General features: G+C 43.9%; 19 protein-coding genes. 13 read left to right on the forward strand and 6 right to left on the reverse strand.

Annotated elements, in window-relative coordinates; genetic code table 11:
* Positions 1-23 precede the first annotated feature (23 nt).
* The 3 genes from EZV76_RS01560 to EZV76_RS01570 are packed head-to-tail and all read right to left on the reverse strand — an operon-like array spanning position 24 to position 4,551.
* Positions 24-458: a hypothetical protein gene (locus EZV76_RS01560; protein WP_136564833.1), complete on the reverse strand. Its 435-nt coding sequence runs from the start codon at positions 456-458 to the stop codon at positions 24-26.
* A complete protein-coding gene (locus tag EZV76_RS01565) occupies positions 451-2,493 on the reverse strand; it encodes a S9 family peptidase (RefSeq protein WP_136564834.1) in 2,043 nt (680 codons plus the stop codon). The genes EZV76_RS01560 and EZV76_RS01565 overlap by 8 nt, the downstream gene beginning before the upstream one ends.
* Before the next feature lie 54 nt (positions 2,494-2,547).
* Entirely contained in the window at positions 2,548-4,551 is a 2,004-nt protein-coding gene (locus EZV76_RS01570) for a tetratricopeptide repeat-containing sensor histidine kinase (RefSeq protein ID WP_136564835.1), read from the reverse strand.
* On the opposite strand from EZV76_RS01570, the gene EZV76_RS01575 reads away from it, so the two are divergent.
* From EZV76_RS01575 to EZV76_RS01600, 6 genes are all read left to right on the forward strand, one after another.
* Positions 4,542-5,384, forward strand: a complete 843-nt coding sequence (locus EZV76_RS01575) for an SDR family NAD(P)-dependent oxidoreductase (RefSeq protein ID WP_236640833.1) — start codon at positions 4,542-4,544, stop codon at positions 5,382-5,384. The genes EZV76_RS01570 and EZV76_RS01575 overlap by 10 nt on opposite strands.
* Positions 5,385-5,388: 4 nt before the next feature.
* Positions 5,389-5,859, forward strand: a complete 471-nt coding sequence (locus EZV76_RS01580) for a hypothetical protein (RefSeq protein ID WP_136564836.1) — start codon at positions 5,389-5,391, stop codon at positions 5,857-5,859.
* Positions 5,860-5,940: 81 nt separating this feature from the next.
* On the forward strand, positions 5,941-9,048 hold the full coding sequence (locus tag EZV76_RS01585; RefSeq protein WP_136564837.1) for a VPS10 domain-containing protein: 3,108 nt from the start codon (positions 5,941-5,943) through the stop codon (positions 9,046-9,048).
* Between the two features lie 93 nt (positions 9,049-9,141).
* On the forward strand, positions 9,142-9,540 hold the full coding sequence (locus tag EZV76_RS01590) for a hypothetical protein (RefSeq protein ID WP_136564838.1): 399 nt from the start codon (positions 9,142-9,144) through the stop codon (positions 9,538-9,540).
* 78 nt (positions 9,541-9,618) lie between these two features.
* Complete coding sequence (locus tag EZV76_RS01595) at positions 9,619-13,956, forward strand: CusA/CzcA family heavy metal efflux RND transporter (RefSeq protein ID WP_136564839.1); 4,338 nt, start codon at positions 9,619-9,621, stop codon at positions 13,954-13,956.
* Positions 13,957-13,960: 4 nt separating this feature from the next.
* Entirely contained in the window at positions 13,961-15,094 is a 1,134-nt protein-coding gene (locus tag EZV76_RS01600; protein WP_136564840.1) for an efflux RND transporter periplasmic adaptor subunit, read from the forward strand.
* Between the two features lie 2 nt (positions 15,095-15,096).
* Here EZV76_RS01600 and EZV76_RS01605 read toward each other — a convergent pair whose 3' ends face one another.
* Positions 15,097-15,918, reverse strand: coding sequence for a ZIP family metal transporter (locus EZV76_RS01605; RefSeq protein WP_136564841.1), 822 nt, complete (start codon positions 15,916-15,918; stop codon positions 15,097-15,099).
* Positions 15,918-16,574 carry a metal-dependent transcriptional regulator gene (locus EZV76_RS01610; RefSeq protein ID WP_136565525.1) on the reverse strand — a complete coding sequence of 219 codons (657 nt, stop codon included), beginning with the start codon at positions 16,572-16,574 and terminating at the stop codon, positions 15,918-15,920. The genes EZV76_RS01605 and EZV76_RS01610 overlap by 1 nt, the downstream gene beginning before the upstream one ends.
* A 79-nt stretch (positions 16,575-16,653) precedes the next feature.
* Between EZV76_RS01610 and EZV76_RS01615 the strand changes: the two genes are divergently transcribed.
* The 5 genes from EZV76_RS01615 (at position 16,654) to EZV76_RS01635 (ending at position 23,129) form a co-directional block, all read left to right on the forward strand.
* Positions 16,654-18,924, forward strand: a complete 2,271-nt coding sequence (locus EZV76_RS01615) for a TonB-dependent receptor (RefSeq protein WP_439107286.1) — start codon at positions 16,654-16,656, stop codon at positions 18,922-18,924.
* Between the two features lie 119 nt (positions 18,925-19,043).
* On the forward strand, positions 19,044-19,910 hold the full coding sequence (locus tag EZV76_RS01620; protein ID WP_136564842.1) for an inositol oxygenase family protein: 867 nt from the start codon (positions 19,044-19,046) through the stop codon (positions 19,908-19,910).
* A gap of 3 nt (positions 19,911-19,913) precedes the next feature.
* Positions 19,914-21,518, forward strand: a complete 1,605-nt coding sequence (locus EZV76_RS01625; RefSeq protein WP_136564843.1) for a solute:sodium symporter family transporter — start codon at positions 19,914-19,916, stop codon at positions 21,516-21,518.
* Positions 21,519-21,595: 77 nt separating this feature from the next.
* A complete protein-coding gene (locus EZV76_RS01630; RefSeq protein ID WP_136564844.1) occupies positions 21,596-21,952 on the forward strand; it encodes a nuclear transport factor 2 family protein in 357 nt (118 codons plus the stop codon).
* 34 nt (positions 21,953-21,986) lie between these two features.
* A complete protein-coding gene (locus EZV76_RS01635) occupies positions 21,987-23,129 on the forward strand; it encodes a lycopene cyclase family protein (protein WP_136564845.1) in 1,143 nt (380 codons plus the stop codon).
* Here the strand turns inward: EZV76_RS01635 and EZV76_RS01640 are convergent.
* The gene (locus EZV76_RS01640; RefSeq protein WP_136564846.1) at positions 23,126-24,109 is read right to left on the reverse strand and encodes a polyprenyl synthetase family protein; all 984 of its coding nucleotides are present in this window, start codon (positions 24,107-24,109) and stop codon (positions 23,126-23,128) included. The two genes, EZV76_RS01635 and EZV76_RS01640, sit on opposite strands and share 4 nt — an antisense overlap.
* Positions 24,110-24,277: 168 nt before the next feature.
* On the opposite strand from EZV76_RS01640, the gene EZV76_RS01645 reads away from it, so the two are divergent.
* Positions 24,278-24,823, forward strand: coding sequence for an RNA polymerase sigma factor (locus EZV76_RS01645; protein ID WP_136564847.1), 546 nt, complete (start codon positions 24,278-24,280; stop codon positions 24,821-24,823).
* 2 nt (positions 24,824-24,825) lie between these two features.
* Positions 24,826-25,254: a hypothetical protein gene (locus EZV76_RS01650; protein ID WP_136564848.1), complete on the forward strand. Its 429-nt coding sequence runs from the start codon at positions 24,826-24,828 to the stop codon at positions 25,252-25,254.
* Positions 25,255-25,278 lie beyond the last annotated feature (24 nt).

A 25,278-nucleotide genomic window follows, 5' to 3' on the forward strand; every position in this document is an offset into this window, starting at 1 on the left:
CATACCCTGTACGATTAAAGAAATCATTTTGGTTCTTTGAGGTTGTCCATCAATTCTGATTGCAAAATAGTATATATTTTTTGGGTTTCCAGACTGTCCTGTAGGTTGAAATACATTTTCAGGGAATCATGGTGCACCAACCGGACTTTTTGCTGTCTCAGGTCATCCACAAACACATAGACCTTGGTCTGGGTAATGGAATCCTTGAACACTCCTTTCTCCTTTGCCATCCATGAAAAACCGGAAGAACGCTCCATTTCAGGCAATTTCTCCACCAACATGATGCTGTCCATATCGACAATTGGAATCTTCTGACGATAAATCCCTGAAAAAATACTGAACTCCCCCTCCTCGATTTTCTGCCAGTTCTTGTAATGAGCTACAAAGGCAAGGGTACAGGCCACCAAGGTAAGAACGATCAATATGTTCCAGAGCCAATGTCTTTTTTTACTACTCATTCTTTTTATCCGTTCTATACTTATCAAACCAAGCCACAATATGGGCCACTTTGGTCATGAGATTGCTTGGTTTTCCTGCAATGCCATGGCTTGCCCCGGGAACCTCGACTAAAACGGTCTCGATCTTGCGCAGTTTAAGCGCGTGATACAGTTGTTTGGCCTCACTGGGCGGTGTTCTTAAATCTTCCATCCCCACCATGACCATGGTAGGCGTCTGTACATTTCCAACGAGGGAAATGGGAGAAAATTTCCAGTAACCCTCAAAATTTTCCCAAGGCTGCCCCGGATATCGATGGTCGAAATAATAAAAATAATTGTCGGCAGTAAGGGTTTTACTAATCCAGTTCATCACGGGCTTAATCACCGCAGCGGCCTCAAAGCGATTGTTTTTGCCAATCATCCATGCCGACATAATTCCCCCGGCGCTTCCACCGGTCACAAACAGTTGGTCTTCGTGGGCAATTCCCTTTTGGATGCAATGATCTACACCATCCATCACATCATTATAATCCTCTCCAGGATAATTGTTGTACAGTAGATTCCCGAATTCCTCACCATAGCTGGTACTTCCTCTTGGGTTGGGATAAAAAACCACATAGCCGGCAGCCGCGAACAACTGCATTTCAGTAGAAAATCGGTCTCCATAATTAGCTATGGGTCCACCATGGTTCTCGACCATAAAAGGGTATTTCTTGTTTGGGTCGTAATTGGGAGGATACACCACCCATCCTTGAATATCCCGTCCATCCGCGGACGATTTGTACCAGACCCCTTCTACCCTTCCCAGCTCCCTGTAGTTGAGTAGGGCATCATTTAAACGGGTGACCCGGACAGGGTTCTTTGCCTTTGATCCCAGAATGGCCAAATCCGATGGATATTCTGGCCTAGTTTGGGTGTACGCAATGGTTCCGTTGTTGGAAACACTATATGATCCCCCGGAATAGGGTCGGCCCAAGGTAGTTCCACCAACATTGTCAACCAACTTGGTTATCTTTCCATTAAGGGAAATCAGACCAACCTTTCCATTTCCTTTATCGTCATAGTATACATAGACTCCATCTCCTTTGGCGTTCCATTGGATATCCGCAATAGATCGGTCGAAATCCTCTGCAACGACCCTTTTGTTATTGCCATCAATATCCATGATGTGCAATTTTCGGGTTTGATATGCTTGCACCTTATCTTCATACCCTACATAGGCAATGCTTTTTCCATCGGGAGATACTTGGGGATCATGGTCAGGGCCATCACGGTCGGTCAAGGCAGTTATCTCACCCGTTTCCACATTCACCGAATAGATTTCACTGTTTCGAAAACGGTACTCCCAATCGTCCACCCTATTGGCCGAAAAATAAATCGTTGACCCATCCTTTCCCCAGGACAGGTTACCCCTGTGATGCCAATCCCCAGAAGTAATCTGACGAGGAGCGCCTCCATTGGCGGGAATGGTAAAAATATGGTTGAAACCAGGTGCGATATAGCCTCTGCCATCCGCTTCATGGTAAACGCGATCCGTTATCCGAGGCGTATCTTGCCATTTGGCCCCTTTGGGTTTGGCTGGAATTTTGGCAATTACCGGAGGTGCTTGCGGCACATTCATGGAAAAGGCCAATTGTGTTCCGTCTGGCGACCAAGTCAGTGAACTGGGGCTAAAGGGCAATTGGGTAAGCTTCGCCACTCTTCCTGAAGCCACCCAATACATAAAGATCTCAGAACCCTCATCGGTGCTGCTTGCAAAAACAATACGGTCCCCACTGGGTGACCATCTAGGACTGCTTTCGTTCACTTCACGAGAAGTGAGTTTTTGGTTTTGGCTTCCATCGGCCTTGATCAACCAAAGGTTGCCCGTTTCGGCATCCTTCATAATGTCCAGGCCCATACGACGGTATACAACCCATTCCCCATCGGGAGAAATTTGCGGGTCGGATACATACTGAAGATCAAAGATATCGAGATAAGAAAAGCTTTGTTTTTGGGCTACAGTCACCTGAACAGCACATACCAAAAACAACAAACGGAAAAAAGTGTTCATCATGTTATTTTTTGAAGTTTTTAAAGATAACGCAATTCCTTGGAGAATTCAATGTGGCTACAGCCCTTGTTTTGGAATACGTATCTCTACAGTGGTCCCGGCCGATTTCCCTTGGTCATCAAAAAGATCCGTGTATTTGATTTCCGTTTCCAAGCCATACTTTTTAGCCAATAATGCTATCCGTTGTTGTGTCACCGAGATACCCCTAGATCGGGATTTTCCTTTTTTGTGGTCATTGATGCGTTTTGCGGCTTCCCGTCCAATCCCGTTATCGGTTATGGTACACTGAATGTGAGGCCCATTTTCTTGGATATCGATAGTCAGCTCTTTCTTTCCTTCCTTGGGCATAAGTCCATGTAAAATCGCATTTTCCACAAAGGGCTGTATGATCATACCAGGAATCTCATGGCTCTCAACATCAAGTTTTTCATCCACATGGATTTTGTATGAAAAGTTTTTCTCGAACCGAAGGGCCTCTAGTTCCAGATAGGTCTTGATCAGCTCCACCTCATCTTTCAAGACCATGTTTGTGTTGATGGAAGTTTCCAGTACCTGGCGGAGCATCTTGGAGAAAATGGATAGGTAATGCAACGCAGACTCTTTGTCATCTGTGTTGATCAGATACTGTATGGAACTTAATGAATTGAAAATAAAATGAGGGTTCATCTGGGCCCTGAGCATCCGTTTTTCCAATTGTAGGTTGATTTCCTCTATCTGTTCTTTCTGCTCAGTGATTACCCTGTTTTTAAACTCCAACACATTGGAATATCTGTGCCGTTCCTTATATTTTTGATAATATAGCAACCCTGCGATGAGCAGAAACAAGCTGGCCAAAAAAAGACTCCATTTCCAGCGGTTTTCCAACAAAACCCTCCCATTTAAAAATTCCACTTGCATGGCTTGGGTTTCCAATTGCTTGTCCTTTTCATGCACCTCCATCATTACCTGCTGGTTTTGATAGCTCTTGGTCTTGTTCTCATTAAAAATACTGTCCTGCCAAGAATTGTACTTTTTTAGGTGTTCCAATGAAGCTTCCAGATACCCTGCTTTTTCATACACGTCGGCTAGTAATTTCTCTGCCTCTGCTTTTTGATTGAAACTAGCCACAGAATCGGCAACTATCTTATTCCGTAGTGCCATGGTAACACTTTGCGTATGGTTACCTTGTTCTGATCGTATTTTGGATAAATATCGAAGCGCCGTGGATTGATTTTGAAGAAACCCCAACTCTTCGGCATCTTTCAAGGCCGATTTCAAAAATGATTCAGCCTTACTATATTCCTTTCGTTCATAATGAACTTGCCCTATATTGATTCGGGCCACAATGCTTTCTTTGGGCAAATCATAATTCTCCAAGGCCATTTTTAAATATTCCATGGCTTTGTTAAACTCTTTTTTCAACAAATAACCCTCTCCAATATTGTTCAGCGTAAGGGCCATTTTTTGTTTGTTATTTTGTGAACGATACCATCCCAAGGCTTTGTCATAATACTCCAAAGCCTTATCATGCTCTTCCATCATATTGGACAAAATCCCAAGATTTCCATAAATGTGGGCAAGCCCATTTTCATCCCCAATGGAATCATATAAAACCAATGCCTGGGTATAGTAAGAAATGCTGGTGGGGTATTCTCCCATGCGCTTGTAAACAATGCCCAGATTAATCAAGCTTGAGCCCTTATCATCCGCGTTATTGTTTTGTTGAGCCACCTGCAAGGCCTCTCTGAAATTAGAAATAGCCTCGGCATAATTGTCCTGCCTTCCGTAATTAATTCCCACGCCCAAAAGTGAAGTGCACAGCTTTTTTAAGTTGCCCAATGCCCTACCTAGCCCTATGGCTTCTTCAAAATAACTGGTCGATTTTTCAAGATCCATGCGCTGTAATCGTATGCCCATCTCGACCAAGGCATTCAAGTAAATGGTATCTTGCAAGGGCTTATGTTTTTCAAGAATCTGATAAAGACTATCCAACTCCTTATCTTTATCTTGAAAACCATGATCCTTTTGCGCAAATAAAAATGAGATTGAAAAGATGATGATCGATAAAAAAAATGTCCTCATTTTTTCAGTTGATTTGGTTAACGCATTTGCCGCAAGAATTTAATAATTTATTGGCTCATAACGACATGGACTCAAGCAATTTTCAGAAAAAAAATGTATTGATTACTGGCGCTTCCCGCGGAATTGGAAAAGCCACGGCCCTTGCCTTTGCCCAAAACGGAGCCAATGTGGGCATCAATTTTAGGACCAATAAGGAAGAAGCCTTACGGACCTTAGCGGAATTACCCGGGGATGGGCATCATCTTTTTCAACAAGATATTTCCAAAAAAGAGGGAGCAAAAGCCCTTATTGACCATTTTGTAGAGAAATATAGCCAATTGGATGTATTGGTGAACAATGCCGGTATTTCCATTTTTCATGAGATAGACCAAGTGGATTTTGACCACTGGACCCATGCCTGGGAAAAAACCTTTGAAACCAATCTTTTTGCTGCGGCCAATCTCTGTTACTGGGCTGCCCAATCCATGATGAAATCGGGTGGGGGGCATATCGTGAATGTTTCCTCGCGGGGCGCCTTTAGGGGCGAACCCACCAAACCGGCCTATGGGGCTAGCAAGGCTGCTTTGAATGCCATGAGTCAATCTTTGGCCAAAAAACTGGCTCCCCACAATATTTTTGTTGGGGTAGTGGCCCCAGGATTCACGGAAACCGAAATGGCCGCCAAGACCCTTACCCCTGAAGAAAGGGAAAATTTACTGCGCGAATCCCCGTTCAAAAGAATGGCCCAGCCTAAAGAAGTGGCCCATGCCATTTTGTTTTTGGCATCGGAGGGCGCAGCTTACACATCGGGTACCATAATAGACGTTAACGGAGCCTCTTACCTTAGAAGTTGATCTCATGAAGACCGCCACCATTGCCCAATTAAAAAAGGAACTCCAATACAGACCACAGGACGAAGTGTTACAGCTCTGTCTCCGATTGGCCCGGTTCAAAAAAGAGAACAAAGAATTGCTCACCTATCTTTTGTTTGAGGCCCATGATGAAAGTGGTTATGTGGAATCTATCAAACTAGAGGTTGATGAATTGTTTGCTGAAATCAACACAAAAAGTTTTTTCTACATCAAAAAAAGTGTCCGGAAAATCCTTCGGACCATCAAAAAATACAGTCGCTATTCCAATAAAAAAGAGACCGAGGTTGAGCTCTTTCTCTATTTTTGCGAAAAACTGAACACATTCTCGCCTTCCATACATCATAATACAGCATTGCACAACTTGTACAATAGGCAGCTGGAATACATCAATAAAAAATTACCCGCCCTCCATGAAGATTTGCAGTATGACTATGGATTGATCTTGGAAGATTTGTAACCCCGTAAAGTTAATTCATAGGGAATCAAAAAGTTTCAGTAAATTGGAAGTCGACTAATGTTTATTTCCCTAACTGACACTATGAAAATGCAACCAACCTCTTTGCGTACATGGGCAATTTTTGCCCTATTTATTCCTTCACTTTTTATTCAAGCACAAAACATGGCCGTTGACACCAGCTTCTACAGTGGGTTCAAATGGCGAAACATTGGCCCTGATAGAGGGGGTAGATCGTTGGGATGCGCTGGAAGTCCCACCCGGCCCAACGAATATTATTTCGGCGCTACGGGAGGTGGCTTATGGAAAACCATCGATGGAGGAAACACTTGGTCCTGTGTTACCGATGGTCAAGTGACCAGCTCTTCTGTTGGGGCCGTGGCCGTTGCAGAGACCAATCCGGATGTGGTCTATATTGGCATGGGAGAAACCCAGTTAAGGGGAAGCATCACCCAAGGGGATGGCGTCTACAAAACTACGGATGGTGGAAAAACATGGTCCCATTTGGGGCTATCCGAAACCCAGGCCATTTCCAGAATACGCATCCACCCTACCAACGAGAACATTGTCTACGTAGCCGCTTTAGGACATCCCTATGGAAACAATGAAGAACGCGGGGTTTTCAAAAGCACGGATGGAGGGGAAACTTGGAAAAAAGTATTATATGTAACCGATAAGGCGGGAGCCGCCGACTTGATCATAGACAGAAACAACCCCAACACACTATATGCCAGCACATGGCAAGTGTATCGTAAAGCATGGAAAATGTGGGGCGGAGGCCCGGATTGCAAACTTTGGAAATCCACGGATGGTGGAGAGACTTGGACCGACCTTACCAAAAACCCCGGAATGCCCAAAGGTCCTATCGGTAAAATTGGGGTGACGGTTTCCCCTGTGGATTCCAATAGGGTCTGGGCCATTGTTGAGGCAAATGAAGGCGGTGTTTTTCGGTCTGATGATGCAGGAAAAACATGGGAACTTACCAACAATGAACGTAAGCTAAGGCAACGGGCTTTTTATTATTCGCGAATTTATGCCGACCCCAAGGACAAGAATGTGGTGTATGGGTTGAATGTCGATTTTTTTAAATCTACCGACAGCGGAAAGACATTCGACATTGAAATTGAAGTGCCCCATGGCGATAACCATGATCTATGGATAGACCCCAACAACCCCGAACGTATGATCAGTTCCAACGATGGTGGTGGCAATGTTAGCATCAATGGTGGAAAAACATGGACAGAACAAGATTTCCCTACCTCACAGTTTTATCATGTCATGGCCACTAGCGATGTCCCTTATCATGTGGTGGGCGCACAACAGGACAATAGCACTTTGGCCATGCCCAGTGATGGTTGGGATTTCAAGCAAGCACGGGGGCCAAACCATGGGTGGTTCTATGCTGTAGGCGGTGGTGAAAGTGGATGGATTACCCAAAGCCCTACGAATCCGGATATCTTTTATGCTGGAAGTCAAGGTGCCTTGCTTACGAGATATGATCGTAGCAACGGTCATACCAGGGACATCCAAGTATATCCCCGATTCTTTTCCGGCGAACCTGCCAGTGAGCTTCCCGAGCGTTGGCAATGGACGTTCCCCATCATGTTTGCTCCCAAGGATTCCAATGTGATGTATACCTGCTCGCAACATGTCTGGAAAACCACCAATGATGGACAGACTTGGGAAAAAATCAGTCCAGATTTGACCTACGCAGACCCAGAAACCCTAGGAAAAACAGGAGGGGTTATAACTATGGATATGAATGGTCCTGAAATTTATGCCACAGTTTTTGCTTTAGCACCTTCCAACCATGACATTAATACCATTTGGGCAGGATCGGATGATGGAAAAATTCACATTACCCGCGATGGCGGAAAAAACTGGACGGATATCACACCTACTGAATTGCCCAAATATTCGAGAGTGAGTATCATTGATGAATCCATCCATAACCCAGGCACCCTTTATGTTGCCGCCAACCGATATCAAGTGGATGACCGTGAACCTTATGTCTTTAAAACACATGATTATGGAAAAACCTGGACCAAGATCATCAATGGCATTGCCCCCGGGCATTTTGCAAGAGCCATTCGCGAAGACCATCAAAAGGAGGGCTTGTTATTCCTGGCCACGGAACATGGGGTGTATTTTTCAATCAATGATGGGGCACAATGGCAATCGCTTCAATTGAATTTACCCGATACCCCAATCCGGGATTTAGTCATCAAGGACAACGATGTGGTTTTGGGATCCCATGGAAGAGGATTCTGGATTTTGGACGATATTCAACCTTTCCGTGAATACTCCAACGAATTAATCGCTAAAAAACAGGCACTTTTTAAGCCTACGGATGCCATTCGGGGAATTTATGATGCCAAGTTCCAATATTATCTGCAAGAAGAAGTGGATACGATCACTTTCGAAATCTTGGACAGCAATAATGCCTTAATCGATTCCTTTGGAGGAAACCAACCCAAATATGAGGAGAAGAAAAGTACTTCTTGGTGGGGAAGAAATGCCACTACAAAACCTACCACGGCCAAAGGTCTGAACAGTTTTACATGGAACCTCAGATATCCCGGCCCCACAACTTTTGATGGCATCATTATTTGGGGTGCCGCTGCGGATAGAGGACCTAAAGCTCCTCTGGGAGACTATACGGTTAGAATGAAAATTGGAGAGGAAGTGGTGCAAACGGCCTCATTCAAAATCACCATGGATCCCAACCTAAAAGGAATCACAGCAGAGGATTTACAAGAGCAGTTTCAATTGGCTTCCAAAATCACGCAAAAGGCCACTATGGCCAATGAAGCGGTTATACAAATCCGAAACATCAGAAAGCAACTTGATAGTCTGGGTAAAACCGTTTCCAGTAAAACATTCCAAAAACAATCCAAGGCATTTCTGGATGCTTTAACGGAGATTGAGGAAGATTTATATCAGGTAAAGAACCGTTCAGGGCAAGATCCCTTGAATTTCCCCATAAAATTAAATAATCGATTCAATGCCTTGCAGCGAAGCATCGAAACCGGGGATGCCAGGCCAACCGATGGGGCTTACCAAGTTTTTGATGAGCTTTCAAAAGAATTGGATGTTCATATGGCAAAACTGAACGAAACTGTAGAAAAGCAATTGCCAAAAATCAACGCAGCATTGCAAAAAAATGGGAAATCAACAATCAAATTCCCCTAGAACGAGAGGGCATGGACTTAAAATGAGATTAAGTCTAAATTAACAACGGGCAGTACATCAACCTTGTAAAAAGTCGTATTTTTAGGGCGCTTTATGTTACGGTTGTTTGCCATATCACTCTCTTCGCTCATTTTTATGCAGAGCATCAACCTCCACTTCAATGATTTGGTGGAGTTGGATGAACTTGTGGGACACTACCAGTTTCACAGTGATGAATATGGTGACAACTTTTTGATTTTTATCTCCAAACATTACGGGGCGCAGAAGACCACACACAGTCAACAGCATCAAGAAGAGCAGCAGGAGCATGAAAAACTTCCTTTTCAACATCAAACGCAGTGCTCCCAACTTTTGGTTTTTGTGGAAGACCACAAACCCATTCTGGAATCCCGCTCGGAAATCCCTGTTGCCCATTTGGATAATTTCCACTACCAAATGTCATACTCCACTATTTGGGGAGATGGCCCTTTTCAGCCTCCAAAACAGGCATAATTCATAGTCTCTCCAGCCACGCTGGACACTTTTTCGGAAGCTTTATCAAATCTATAACGCTATCTATTTCTATGAATCATGTTTTCAAACATCATAAACTTTAGCATTAAGAACAAATTCATTGTTCTGCTCTTTACTTTATTTATCATTGGTCTTGGATTGTTCTCTTTGTCCAAGATTCCCATAGGTGCCGTGCCTGACGTCACCAATAATCAAGTTCAGGTCATTACCACCTCAACCAGCCTTTCCACACAGGATATGGAACAGTTTATAACCTATCCTATTGAACTGGAAATGGCCAACCTTCCCGGGGTCAAGGAAATCCGTTCCATCTCAAAATTTGGTATCTCGGTGGTTACCATTGTTTTTGAGGATGATATGGGAACCTATCTCCCCAGACAATTGATTGCCGAAAAAATCATATCGGCCTCCAAACGAATCCCGGAGGGTTTTGGCACCCCGGAAATGGGGCCCATTACCACGGGTTTGGGTGAAATCTACCAATACACCTTGGATGTGGAGCCCGCCTATAAGGGTCAATATACCCCTACTCAATTGCGAACCATTCAGGATTGGGTTGTTAAGCGGCAGCTTTCCGGTATACCAGGCGTGGTGGAAGTAAATACTTGGGGAGGCTACCTCAAACAATATGAAGTGGCCATTGAAACCCAAAAGCTCAATGCGCTGAACATTTCAGCCAAGGAAGTCTTTAACGCCTTGGAAATGAACAACAGTGTTTCCGGTGGTGGGTATATCGAAAAGGTAAACCAAGCCTATTTTATCAGAGGGGAAGGCTTGGTTGAAAATTTGCGGGACATAGAAAATATTGTGGTGGCCCGGAGAAACAGCACTCCCATTTATGTTCGGGACATTGCCCAGGTAGGTTATGGAAGTGCTCCCCGTTTTGGAGCCATTACAGGCAACGGGGAAGGGGAAAAAGTTCTGGGCCAGATCATGATGCTAAAGGACGCCAACTCCAAAAAGGTCATTGACGCCGTGAAGGAAAGGGTTACGGAAATTTCAAAATCACTGCCCGAAGGGGTTTACATCAATCCTTTTTTGGATCGTAGCGAACTCATTGGACGAACCACCTTTACTGTGACCGAGAATCTGGTATTGGGCTGTTTGATTGTCATTTTTGTGGTGGTACTCCTCTTGGGCAATTGGCGTTCAGGATTGGTCGTAGCCTCTGTAATCCCTTTATGTCTGCTCTTTGCCCTCACTTTGATGTATGTTTTTGGGGTCGATGCCAACCTGCTGAGTTTGGGAGCAATAGATTTTGGAATCATTATAGACGGGGCCGTTATCATCGTGGAGTACATCGCCTTTCAAATTACGGCCAAGCACTCTGAACTGAATGCCCTTGACAAGGAACAAAGTCAGGCCGTTAAAGACGACATCACCCTAAAGGGTGCCTCCAAAATGATGAATTCCGCTGTTTTTGGGCAGCTTATCATTTTAATTGTTTTTATTCCCATACTGTCTTTGAGCGGGGTGGAAGGAAAAATGTTCAAACCCATGGCCATGACCTTCAGTTTTGCCCTTCTGGGTGCCATTATCTTGTGTTTTACCTATGTACCGGTTGCATCGGCCCTGTTTCTAAAGCCCAATAAAAATTCTGAAAAAGGAATTTCAGCCCGCTTGATACATTGGATCAACAAAAAATATGAGCCGATCATCCATTGGGCCATGGAAAGTAAAAAACTGGTGTTGTCCATCGCGACAGCCTTGCTCATTGGTGCCGTAATTTTATTTTCCAACATGGGAGGAGAATTTGTCCCCACCTTGGACGAAGGCGACTTTGTAATCCAGCCGGTACTCAAGACCGGAACTTCATTGGCGAAGACCGTGGAAACCACCACCAAAATGGAACAAATCCTTTTGGAGAATTTTCCAGAGGTAAAACAAGTGGTGAGCCGGATTGGGGCCGCAGAAGTACCTACAGATCCCATGTCCATGGAAGAAAGTGATGTGATCATTGTTCTAAAACCCAAATCGGAATGGGTTTCGGCCGAGTCCAAGGACGAATTGGCCGATAAGTTCAAAGAAGCCCTTTCGGTTCTACCGGGCATAGAGGTGGAGTTCACCCAACCTATAGAAATGCGTTTCAATGAGCTCATCACCGGGGTCAGGGCAGACATTGCCATCAAAATTTTTGGGGAAGACCTAGAAATACTTGCTGAAAAAGCCAATGAGGTAAGACAACTGATTGAACATGTGGAGGGAGCCTCAGACATCACTGTAGAAAAAGTGGAAGGCCTTCCGCAAATGAACGTTACCTATGATCGCGCCAAAGTGGCCCGACATGGCCTCAATATTGCCGATCTTAATGAAATGGTCTCCATGGGATTTGCCGGAAAGGTAGTGGGGAGTGTTTTTGAAGGGGAGCGGCAGTTTGATCTGGCAGTCCGATTAAATTCTGAAAACCGGAAAGACATTTCAAACTTAAAGAATTTGTATGTTGACATCCCTTCGGGAGGAAAGATTCCCCTCAGCGAATTGGCGGAAATCACCTATCAAAAAGGAGCTGCAAAAATCTCAAGGGATGATACCCGAAGACGTATTGTGGTAGGGATCAATGTACGGAACAGGGACCTCCAATCTGTGGTGGATGACGTACAGGGATTGGTGAACGCCAATCTGAAACTTCCAGCAGGCTATACCATCACCTATGGTGGACAGTTTGAAAACCTACAAAATGCCAAGGCCCGTTTGTTGATTGCCGTACCCATTGCCCTCTTGCTCATTTTTATCATGCTCTACTTTGCCTTTAAATCGGTAAAGGAAGCCTTACTGGTGTTTACCGCCATCCCACTTTCCGCCGTAGGTGGGGTTTTGCTCCTTTGGGTAAGGGAGATGCCGTTCAGTATCTCGGCCGGGGTTGGTTTTATTGCCCTTTTTGGTATTGCTGTGCTCAACGGGATTGTGCTCATTGAACATTTTAAAGAACTCAAGGGTTCGGATTTTGACTCCTTGGAAGATTTGATCAAGCAAGGGACCAAAGACCGATTGCGGGCCGTACTATTAACCGCATCTGCTGCAGCATTGGGCTTCTTGCCCATGGCCGTTTCCACCAATGCCGGGGCCGAGGTACAACGCCCCTTGGCCACTGTGGTCATTGGAGGATTGGTCACGGCCACCCTGTTGACTTTGGTGGTACTCCCTGTACTTTATGCCTATTCACATAATGTTCATTTTGGAAAAACCAGAAAAAGAAAAAAAATGTCCAAAAATACCTTATTGCTGATAGCTTTTTCCTTGCCCTTTCTTGGATTTTCACAAGTGCAATTGAGCTTGGAAGACCTCATGGCCCTTTCCTTGAAAAACAATAAAGGCATCCAGGCCAATGCGCTTCAGGTAGACAGGGCAGATGCCCTGAAGGGAACGGCGTTCCAGTTTGACAAGACGGAGGTGTACTATCAATATGATGAAAACAACCTGGCCCTGAACAATGAACCCTTAAAGGTATTTGGAGTACAGCAACAATTTGAGTTTCCGACCGTATATGGAGCCAAAAACAAACTCCAAAATGCCCAGTACGAAGTTCAGAAATCAGCGCTTGAAATCCGAAAAAAGGAACTGTTCAAATCGTTGAGTACTATGTATTACAAGTATCAAACCTTGTACCAAAAAGCATTGTTGTACAAAACCTTGGACAGCATCTACTCCCAGTTTTCCCACGCGGCAAACCGGCGATTTGAATTGGGTGAGACCAATTATTTGGAAAAGGTAACGGCCCAGGCCAAACTTCGTCAGATCACCAACACCTATTCCAAAATACAACAGGAATTGGCAACCACCTACACGGAAATTTTCAGTTTGGTACAGAGTACTGATACATTGGACATCAAGTTGGAGAAACCCGAAAAGCTGACGGTGGTCAACCCAGTGGGGTTAATGGAAACGGAAACGGCCTTTTTGGAATCCCTTCAAAATAGAAGCAACGCTGAAAAGCGATTGGAGGAAAACCGATTGCTCCCCGACCTTAACCTGGAATATTTCCAAGGGACCAACAAAGGTCTGGGCACATCGCTCTACGGAATACAATTGGGTCTAAAAATCCCCATTCTTTTCTTTGGGCATAGCAGCAGGTTGAAATCTTCCAAAATCAATGCACAGATCACGGCATTGGAAAACCAGCAGGTTACCATTGCCGCCAACCAGACTTATCAAGGTCTATTGAATCAATTGGAACAACAATCCAAGGAACTGGTGTACTATGAAAATGAAGGGCAGCAACTTTCGGAGCAGATCATTAAAGCTGCCATGGGAAATTTTCAGAACGGGGAAATCGATTTCTTCCAGTACATCCAAAGCCTTGAAAACGCCTACGAGATCCAATTGAGCCATTTGGATGTCCTCAGCCAATACAATACAACCGTACTCGCCATTAATTATTTGACCATAACATTATAAAATCATGAAAAATATAAGCTTCATTTATGCCTCATTTTTAGCCCTGCTGATTGCAGGATGCGGCAATCAAAAAAGCACGGAGAATTCCAACGAAGAATCGACCGAAACCTCCACCGTCATCGTGACCCAAGAACAGTTCAACAACAGTGGGTTTGCCTTGGGGAACATGGAGAAACTGACATTTCCCAATATGGTGGAAACCTCGGGAATGATTGATGTCCCTCCCAGCAACAATGCCATAATTACGGCATTTATGGGTGGTTTTGTAAAAAAGACCCCATTGCTGGTGGGTGACCGGGTAAAAAAGGGGCAACCTTTGATTACTTTGGAAAGTCAGGAGTTTGTAAAAATGCAACAGGAATATCTTGAGGTATTCAACCAACTTGATTTTTTAAAGGCCGAATACGACAGGAACAAGACGCTTTTTGAGGAAAAAATTGCTTCGCAAAAGAACTATTTGGAGGCCAAGAGCAATTATGAAACCTTCTTGGCCAAGAACGAAGGGCTTAGAAAGCAGTTGCAGATGCTCAATATTTCCCCTAAAAATGTGGAACAGCGCATCATCACCCCTGAAGCGACCATCTATTCCCCCATTGATGGAAGCATCACCAAAATGCACGTATCAACAGGGAGTTATGTTTCCCCTTCCATGGAAATTATGGAAATTGTGGACAATGAGCATGTGCATTTGGAATTGACCGTTTTTGAAAAGGATATTTTGAAAGTGAAAAAAGGACAGGGAATCCAGTTTAAGATTCCTGAGGCTTCCGAAGAAACCTTTGGGGCAGAAGTATATTTGGTAGGGTCTTCCATTGACGACGCCCAACGGACCATTAAAGTCCATGGCCATCTGGAAAAAGAGGATGGTGGTTTTCTTCCCGGGATGTTCGTAGATGCCAAAATCATGACCGATACCACCAAAGCTTGGGGACTACCTGAAGAAGCTGTTTTTAATGTGGAAGGCTCTTCCTATCTCCTAAAGTTGATATCGAAAGAAGGCGGAGACCTCCAATTTGAACGCGTTGGGGTTACCCTTGGCGATAGCTATGCGGGCCATGTGGAGATAACCTCCCAAGAAAAGCTCAATGATAACGACCAATTTTTGGTAAAGGGGGTCTATGATTTGTTTGGGAATTAGTTTTAACCCAACCCAACATCCAAAGTCATCATGATGATAAATCCGCCGATAAAGCCCATTGTGGCGATATCGGTGTATTTATCTTGTTGAGTCTCTGGGATAACCTCCTCGACCACCACAAAAATCATTGCCCCTGCAGCAAAAGAAAGTGCGTAGGGCAAAATGGGCTCAAAGGTCAAAACGGCCCAGGCACCCAAAACCCCTGCAATGGGTTCCACTATGGCAGACGCTTGACCGTACATCCAACTTTTCCTCCGGCTAAGACCATGTCGGCGTAAGGGCATGGCCACCGCAAAACCTTCCGGGAAATTCTGCAGTCCAATTCCCAAAGCCAGTGCCACAGCCCCTCCAATGGTAGCGCCATCAACTCCAGCGGCCACCCCACCAAAGAGTACGCCTACGGCTAGACCTTCAGGAATATTGTGCAAGGTTATGGCCAAGGTAAGCAAGGTAGTTCTGTGCCACGGGGTTTTTACTCCTTCGGCCTCGCTCATTTTAAAATTGATGTGTAGGTGAGGCAAAATTTTATCCAGACCAAAAATAAATGCGGCTCCAAGTAGAAACCCAACGGCAGCGGGAATCACCTTTACAAAACCTTCGCCTTGGCTCATTTCAATACCAGGCGCCAACAAACTCCAAAAACTGGCAGCAACCATGACCCCACCGGTAAATCCGAGCATTCCGTCCAATACGGCCCGGTTCGCGTTCTTAAAAAAGAAAACCAAGCCTGCTCCCAGAGCGGTCAATCCCCATGTGAACAATGTGGCATATAAGGCAGCCAAAATGGGGTCAATAGATTCAAAATAGGTAATTACTTGTTCCATTATTCGTTCTTTTTAACATAAAGATTGGATGCAATCTGATGTGAAATATGCAGTTCCCTGCCTTCCATGGCTATGTGCAAGGACTGGTCAAAATCTTCTATTTCCAAAACTTGGATGGTATGGCCCAAAGCGATTTTATTCTTGTCCAAAAACTTTAAGAAAGGTGCCGAAGAGTCCTTCACTCCCACACAAACTCCTTTGCCACCAATGGGCATTTCACTTAAAAGCTGTTTATCCCGCACCATGAACTTACCATCTTTGCTTGGAATGGGGTCCCCATGGGGATCAAACTTTGGAAACTCCAACAGTTCATCAATCTTATCTATGAGTTTTTCACTTTTGATATGCTCCAACTGCTCTGCCACTTCATGGACCTCATCCCAAGAAAAATCCAATTTCTTCACCAAAAAAACTTCCCACAGCCGATGTTTTCTAATGATGGAAAGTGCCGTTTTTGTGCCCTGATCCGTCAACGACACTCCTTGGTACTTTTTGTAGTTCACCAATCCTTTCTCCGCCAATTTTTTGGCCATATCGGTAACCGATGAGGGTTTGGTCTCCATTTGTTCGGCAATGGCGTTGGTGGTAATGGGGGTGGAATCACTCCCTCCCAAATGGAAAATAATTTTTAGATAGTTCTCTTCGGAACGGGTCATGAAAAAATATTTTTTCAAAAATACATTTTTATTTGTCAAAACCTATTTTTAGTTTTGTCTAAATTTAATTTTTTAGTAATTGAAATATTATTTTAATCATATCATCTTCATCGCTCTTTTGGGATACTTTACCAATTTGTTTCCCCAAGACGCTTCTATTTTGGGAAAGGTTACCGAAAACGGGGAGCCCCTACCCTTTGTGAACATCTTACTCAAAGGCACCCAAATCGGGAGCTCCACCAATGTAGACGGACAGTATCAACTTTCTAATATAACGACTGGAGACTATGTTCTTACGGCCACTTCAATTGGTTATATTTCATACCAGACCACTCTTACAATAAGAGAGGGTGAATCCAAAACGGTAAATATTGCTTTGGAAGCCTCTGCCCAAGCCTTGGATGAAACCGTGGTCACCGGCACCCTAAAACCCGTAAGTCGGCTGGAAAGTCCGGTTCCCGTGGAAGTCTATACGCCCACTTTCCTGAAAAAAAACCCAACGCCCAGTATTTTTGATGCACTACAAAACGTAAACGGGGTCCGTCCACAGATCAACTGTAACGTATGCAATACGGGCGACATCCATATCAATGGACTGGAAGGGCCATATACCTTGGTCTTAATTGACGGCATGCCTATTGTAAGTGGTCTGGGAACTGTTTATGGCCTTACTGGTATCCCTAATTCCTTAATTGATCAGATAGAAATTGTAAAGGGTCCCGCCTCTTCCCTTTATGGTAGCGAAGCGGTAGGCGGATTGATCAACATCATCACCAAAAATGCCATCACGGCCCCAGAATTTTTTGCAGATGGTTTTGTGACTGGTTGGGGTGAATACAATCTGGATGTGGGCAGTAAAATTCAGGTAGGCAAAAAAGCCAATATGCTCCTTGGGATTAACTATTTTAATTATGATGTCCCCATAGACAACAACGGGGACAACTTTACCGATGTTACTCTCCAGGATAGGATTTCCATCTTTCAAAAATGGGATTTTGAGCGGGATAATTCCCGAATCTTTTCCATAGCCGGTCGTTTTTTTTACGAAGACCGATGGGGTGGTGAAATGCAATGGACACCTGAATTTAGAGGAGGAGATGAAATTTATGGCGAAAGTATCTATACCCGCCGATGGGAAATTTTGGGCAAATATCAGTTGCCCATCCCAGAGAAAATGTTGCTTTCCCTATCGTACAACGACCATAACCAGAACTCGGTTTATGGCGATACACAATATTTGGCGGACCAACGCATCGGTTTTGCACAGCTAACTTGGGACAAATCGTCCGGCAACCACGATTTTCTGTTTGGAAGTGCCGTCCGATACAACTATTATGACGACAACACTCCGGCAACTGCCGAAGCGGACAATATTTGGATTCCAAGCATTTTTGCCCAAGATGAGATAAAACTTGCCCCAAGACACTCTTTCTTGGCAGGGTTGCGCTATGATTATGACAAACGGCACGGCAATATTTTTACCCCCCGTGCTGCCTATAAATGGAAAATTTCGGACAATGATATTTTTCGGATCAATGCAGGAACCGGATTTCGAGTGGTGAACCTTTTTACCGAAGATCATGCCGCCTTGACTGGAGCACGGGAAGTAATCATCACCGAAGAGCTTAAACCTGAGCGCTCCGTGAACGTCAACCTTAACTATTTGAAAAAAATCTACAGTGACAATGGCACTTTTGTCGGTATTGATGCCTCGGCATTTTACACCCATTTTTCGAATATCATTCTACCCGATTATGACACCAACCCCAATCAAATCATCTATGACAATCTGGATGGAAAATCGGTTTCCAAAGGAATCAGTGCCAATTTGGACGTGGTATTTCCCAATGGCATTAAATTTTTATTGGGAGCCACATGGCAGGACGTCAGCAATACCGAAAATGGCATTACCCAACAACAGATCCTTACCGAGAGCATTACCGGTACCTGGAACCTTTCCTACACTTTTAGAATGCTGGATTTAAGCGTGGATTATACTGGAAACCTTTACGGACCCATGCGATTACCCCTTTTGGGTGATTTGGACCCCAGACAGGAATATTCCCCTACTTGGAGCATACAGAACATTCAATTTACCTATAAGGGATGGAATAATTTTGAGGTGTACGGCGGCATCAAAAACCTATTGGACTGGACCCCGAACAAAGGCAATCCTTTTATCATTGCCCGTACCAACGATCCTTTTGACAAAAATGTGACCTTTGATGCCAACGGCAACGCGGTGGCCACTCCGGACAACCCCTATGCCCTAACTTTTGACCCAAGCTATGTGTATGCCCCCAACCAAGGGATTCGTGGCTTCTTTGGCATTAGGTATACGGTTTTTTAGGGCAATCCGAAACAGCATCCGACCTTGGGCATCCGCAAGCCTTTGTTTTTTAATGCTTAAACCGAAAAAAAACATTATTTTTAAAAGTGTTGGAATACTGTAAAGCCAATAAAAAAGCCATGAAATTAAGTGCAGACCAAAAAAAACAGGCCCATGACATGATGGAGCTTTGGGAGGATGATGTCTTGGAACGTTATCCTGAGAATCCCAATAAACCCAAGGAAGAATTCAGAAATTATGATAATCCCGCCCGGGATACGGTAAAAGAATTCTATCGAATGAACCACACTCATCAAACCTATGATTTTGTGTTGGAAAAGGAGAAAGAGTTCCTTTCCTTAAATCGTAGGGAAATGAGTCTCTGGGATGCAGTTGAATATTTGAACACCCTAGTGGATGATTCGGATCCCGATATTGATTTGGACCAGACCCAGCATCTACTGCAAACCTCTGAGGCCATCCGTGCCGATGGCCAACCGGATTGGTTTGTCTTGACCGGATTCCTCCATGATCTGGGCAAAGTGTTATGCCTTTTTGGGGAACCCCAATGGGCTGTTGTAGGCGATACTTTCCCTGTAGGCTGTCAATTTTCGGACAAAATTGTATACCCCGATTTTTTTAAGGCCAACCCAGATTATACGAACGAACGCTATAATACCAAGCTTGGTGTTTATCAGGAAAATTGTGGTCTACGTAATGTCCATATGTCTTGGGGGCATGATGAGTACCTCTATCATATTATGAAAGATCATTTGCCCGAAGAAGGTCTTTATATGATCCGATACCATAGCTTTTATGCCCAGCATCGCGAACATGCTTATGACCATTTGATGGACAAGCACGACCATGCTATGTTTAAATGGGTGGACAAGTTCAATCCATATGATCTGTACACCAAGGCTCCCGTTAAGCCCAATGTGAAAGAACTCCGCCCCTATTATGAAGATTTGGCGGCCAAATACCTCCCGGACACACTTCGGTTTTAGCGGATGATGCAATTCTTAAGCTTTTTTGTTTTTACAGCTTTTGTCGCAGCGTATTCCAGTTGGAAACTGAGAAAAGACCATCTTTCCACAAAAGATGGTTATTTTTTGGGTGGCCGTAGCTTGACTGGCGTTGTAATTGCCGGTTCGCTCTTGTTGACCAACATTTCAACAGAACATTTGGTGGGCATGAACGGGGATGCCTACAAACATGGGGCCATCATCATTGCGTGGGAGGTAACCTCGGCCTTGGCTTTGGTGGCCGCCGCCCTGTATTTTGCACCTCGCTACTTAAAGATGGGGCTGACCACTATTCCGGAATTCTTGGAAAAACGGTTTGATGGCCTGACCCGTACCATAATCGCCTTTTTATTGATTATCTCCTTTGTCTCCACACTTTTACCTATTGTCCTGTATTCTGGTGCCATCAGTATCGAACGTATTTTTGATATTTCCAGCCTACTGGGCATCAGTCAAAATGCGGGACTATGGTTAACAGTGGTGACAGTAGGCTGTATTGGGGCAGTCTATGCCATTTTCGGAGGACTGAAGATGGTAGCTTATACTGATACCATCAATGGTTTTGGCCTTTTGGTTGCCGGGATCTCGATTCCCGTTTTAGCACTTTGGGGCATTGGTAATGGAAATATTTTGGAAGGGTTACGACTTGTTTTTGAAAAAGCACCTGAAAAATTCAATGTAATCAGTGATGAGGTTTCCGTAGGTCCCGGTGCACGAGATTCCATTATGCCATTTGGGGTACTGTTTACCGGCTTGATCATTAACCAACTGTACTTCTGGACCATGCATCAATCCATTATTCAAAGGGCATTGGGTGCCGTAAGCTTAAAGGAAGCCCAAAAAGGGCTTTTGTACACAGGTTTGTTAAAAATCTTGGTGCCTTTGATCATTGTTCTCCCCGGAATCATTGCATTCTATTATTTTGATGACACTTTTTATGACAAAAAAGAATTGGTATACCCCAACTTGGTAAAACAAGTACTCCCATTTTGGATGACCGGGTTTTTTGTGGCCGTACTCATGGGTGCCATTTTAAGTACCTTCAATAGTGCTCTGAACAGTGCCGCTACCATTTTCAGTTTGGGCATCTACAAAAGATACATCAACAAAAATGCGCCAGAAAAACAATTGGTCCGTATTGGAAAGACCACTTCCGCCCTATTGGCTTTGTTCGCTATTGGCATTGCTCCCTTTATTGCCCATGCGCCGCGCGGACTCTACCAACTGCTGCAACAGCTCAATGGCATCTTTTTTATACCGATGGCCACCGTAATCTTGGCCGGGTTTTTCTTGCCAAAGGTATCTGCCATGGGCGCCAAAGCGGGGTTGTTGTTTGGTTTGTTGTTCTATATCACCACGAATTTTATTGCGCAGGTTGACCTACATTATGTGCATCTCTGGGGAATTGAATTTATCCTGAATGTTGGGGTAATGCTTTTGGTGTCCCGATGGTTCCCTAGAACCAATAATTTCAGTATAACAGATATTGGGATTGTGGATGTGACCGAATGGAAATATGCCAAGGGCTTTAGCTTGTTTTTGGTTCTCACCACCCTTGCTGTTTATGTACTTCTTGGAAATGTGAGCTAATGGACAGCGGAGTCAAAGAACAAAACTGAACCTCATTCTATATCTTTGAAATAGTTTCATTTATGAAATGACCCTACATGAATTCGGAGCAACTGATAAAAGAATGGTTCAATGCATGGGAAAAAGGAGATTTCCTCCATCTACCCATTTCCGATGATTTTAAGCACACCAGCCCTTTTGGAACCATTCATGGAAAAAAAGAATATCTCTCTTTGGTCAAAGAGAACAAGGATAAGTTTTTGGGGTATCGTTTTAAAATCCACGATGGAATCTACGATAAAAACAGCGCTTGTGTCCGATATACAGGAATCCAAGGGAATTTTCGGTTGGACGTAAGCGAATGGTATTATATTAAAAATGGAGTGATTTCCGAGATTGTGGCCTACTATCATATTGGGGACATTAGGAAAGACCGTGAACTTTCCAACACATAAAAAATGACTGACTTGCTTTCCGTATTTTTGGGCCATGTCCCAATATGACTACATCATCGTGGGTGCCGGAGCTGCCGGTATCTTGTTGGCCCACACCATGGGGAAGGATGCATTCTTTGCTTCCAAATCTATATTGGTATTGGATAAGGATGCCAAGAACGAAAACAATCGTACTTGGTGTTTTTGGGAAACAGGTACAGGAGATTTTGATGATTTGCTCTATAAAACATGGGACACCATTCATGTAGCGGGAAAAAAGCTTACCCTATCAACCCCAATAGCCCCTTACACCTATAAAATGCTCCGGGGAATAGATTTTTACTCCAAATATGTTCCCGAAATAAAAAGCTGCCCCAATATTACTTGGATACAGGATGAAGTCACCCATCTTCAGAAAATTAAAAAAGGAGCTATTGTACATACAAAGGGGGACACTTTTTTGGGCAAAATGGTTTTTTCCAGTCTTGTGGATTGGGATTCCATTTCACAACAAGACAAATTTCCAGTATTGCAGCAACACTTTTTGGGATGGTTCATTAAAGCAGGACACCCTATTTTCAATCCGGAAGAAGCCACATTTATGGATTTTTCCGTTCCGCAAAAGGGCAACACCCGATTTATGTACGTGCTTCCTACCTCAACCACCGAAGCTTTGGTGGAATACACCTTGTTTTCTGAACATCTTTTGGAAAAAAGTGAATATGAAGAAGCCATCAAAGAATATCTTCATGAAAAGTATGGCGTAACGGATTATTCCATTTCCCAAACGGAATTTGGCAGCATCCCCATGACGTGCTATCCGTTTCATCAACACAATTCAGATACCATTTTCCACATAGGCATTGCCGGTGGATGGGCAAAGCCCAGCACTGGGTTTACCTTTTACAATACGAGCAAGCAGATTATGGCTTTGGTAAACCATCTGAAACAAGAAAAACCTTTGGGCTCATTCCACAAAAAGACTCGGTTCCAGTTCTATGACTCGCTTCTCTTGGACATTCTCCATCGGGAAAATCATTTGGGACAATCCATATTTGAATCGCTGTTTGCCAAGCGAAAAGCTTCCGTAATTCTAAAGTTTTTGGGCAATGAGACTCATCTTGGCGAGGAATTGCAAATTGTAACTGCCCCAAAACCGCGGCCATTTCTCAAGGCACTGTTCCGAAGAATTTTCTAGACAGTCCGTTCCATCAAAGCTTCCCCAAACTTCCGTAACACTTGTTTGTTGGCCTCTGCAATGGTCAATTGCCCTAAAACATCAAACGCTTTCTGGGTATGGGACTTGATTTCTTCCTTGGTCAAATCCACTGCTCCGCTTTCCGTAAAAATTGCTTTCACGGCTTCCACTTTGGTGGAAGGATTTTCAGGCTTTATGGAATATAGATGCATTAAGCCCTCCTTTCGCTGTTTTGGAGCCATTTGCAATGCTTTCAGGTACAGAAAGGTTTTCTTGTTTTCCATAATGTCTCCACCAACCTGCTTCCCAAAGGTTTTGGGATCGCCAAAAGCATCCAGATAATCGTCCTGTAGCTGAAAGGCAATACCTAGATTTCGTCCAAACTCGTAAATGATTTCGGCATCTTTATCAGATGCATTGGCAATAATGGCCCCCATCTTCATGGCTGCTGCCACCAAAACTGAAGTTTTGTACTCAATCATTTTAAGGTATTCCGGAATGGTGACATCGTCCCGGGTCTCAAAGTCCACATCATATTGTTGTCCTTCGCAAACTTCTATGGCCGTCTTGCTAAAAAGCGCCGTGAGTTTTTTAAATGTCTCGGGCGGATACCCTTCAAAAAATTGGTAGGCCAGAATCAACATGGCATCCCCAGAAAGTATTCCTGTATTGAGGTCCCACTTTTCATGTACTGTTGTTCTCCCCCTGCGTAGTGGGGCATCGTCCATAATATCATCATGGACCAAGGAAAAATTATGGAACATTTCTATGGCCAAGGCAGCATCCATTGCCTCATCAGGGTCTCCACCGAAAAGCTCGGCGGTCATCAAAGTAAGAATTGGTCGGAGGCGTTTCCCCCCCAAGTCCAAGATATATCGAATGGGTTCGTATAGATTTTTGGGTTCCGTATACTCAATTCTTGTTTTAAGATGGTCTAAGAACTTGACCTTGTATTGATCCATAAATTTGAAATCTCCCATGGTTTCAAAAATACGTGCAAAAAATCAAAAAATACCCAGCCTTTGAATCCTTTGATTTTAAAGTTTGTGTGGCCAACTCTTTGGGTCATGAAAAAAAATGCCGAAAAAAATGCAATAGATTTGAAATACTTCGTCTTTACAGACAAAGCAAGCAATCCGTTTTTTTAAATGGCCGGCAAAACTGAGAACCGCAACAACCTAAATACTTTTTTCAATGATGAATATCAATCATTGCGAATGTATGTGCAGTCCAAAATCCGAAATACTTCGGAACGGGATGCCGAGGATATTGTGCAGGATGTGGCCTTACGGATTTATTCCCGGGCAGATGACCTGAACCCCATCAACAATATTGGAGGGTTTGTTTATAGCGCCATTCGCAATAGGATCATTGATATTATGCGTGGTAAAAAAGAACATACATATTCCACCGAGGAAATTGATCGGCAGTGGCAGGATTTTGCAGAGGCTTTTTACGGGGATGCGGACAACTCCTATTCTCCTGAATTGGAAGACGAGTTAAAAAAAGCAGTAGCGGAGTTGAAGCCCGCTTACCGCGATATCATCATAGCCATTGACTTTGAAGGGTATACCTACAAAGAAATAGCGGATAGAACCGGCATTCCCACGGGGACACTCATGTCCAGAAGGCACCGGGCCATGTCCGTATTGTTGAACAATCTGGAAAAAATTAAAGAATCTAAAAGCATATAGTCATGGAGTATAAACAAGACATTGAAAAAAGAGTGGAAAAGAAAGTGGAGTACTATGTAAAAAAGGTACTAAAAGTAATCGCAATGATCATTTTGGGCATCATTTTTCTATTGCTGGCCAATTATGTGTTGATGTGGTTATGGAACTGGTTGATGCCTGAAATTTTTGGACTGTCCACCATAACCTATTGGCAAGCCCTGGGCATCTTTGTCCTCGCCAAACTTATTTTCGGCTTTGGTTTTGGTGACGATAAGGGAGGCAAAAAGTCCCACCGCAAGAAAAAACATGGCTTCTCCAAAAAAAGATGTGGTTCGCTCCGAAGCGATTTTGACAAATGGAAACACTATGACCAGTTCTGGAAAGAAGAGGGAGAAACTGCTTTTAAAGCATATGTGGAACGAATCAAAAACGAAAATCATGATACCCAGTAAAAAGAACTTTATCCAAGAACGTTA

This window comes from Flagellimonas alvinocaridis (genome assembly GCF_004916895.1).
Lineage (GTDB): Bacteria > Bacteroidota > Bacteroidia > Flavobacteriales > Flavobacteriaceae > Flagellimonas > Flagellimonas alvinocaridis.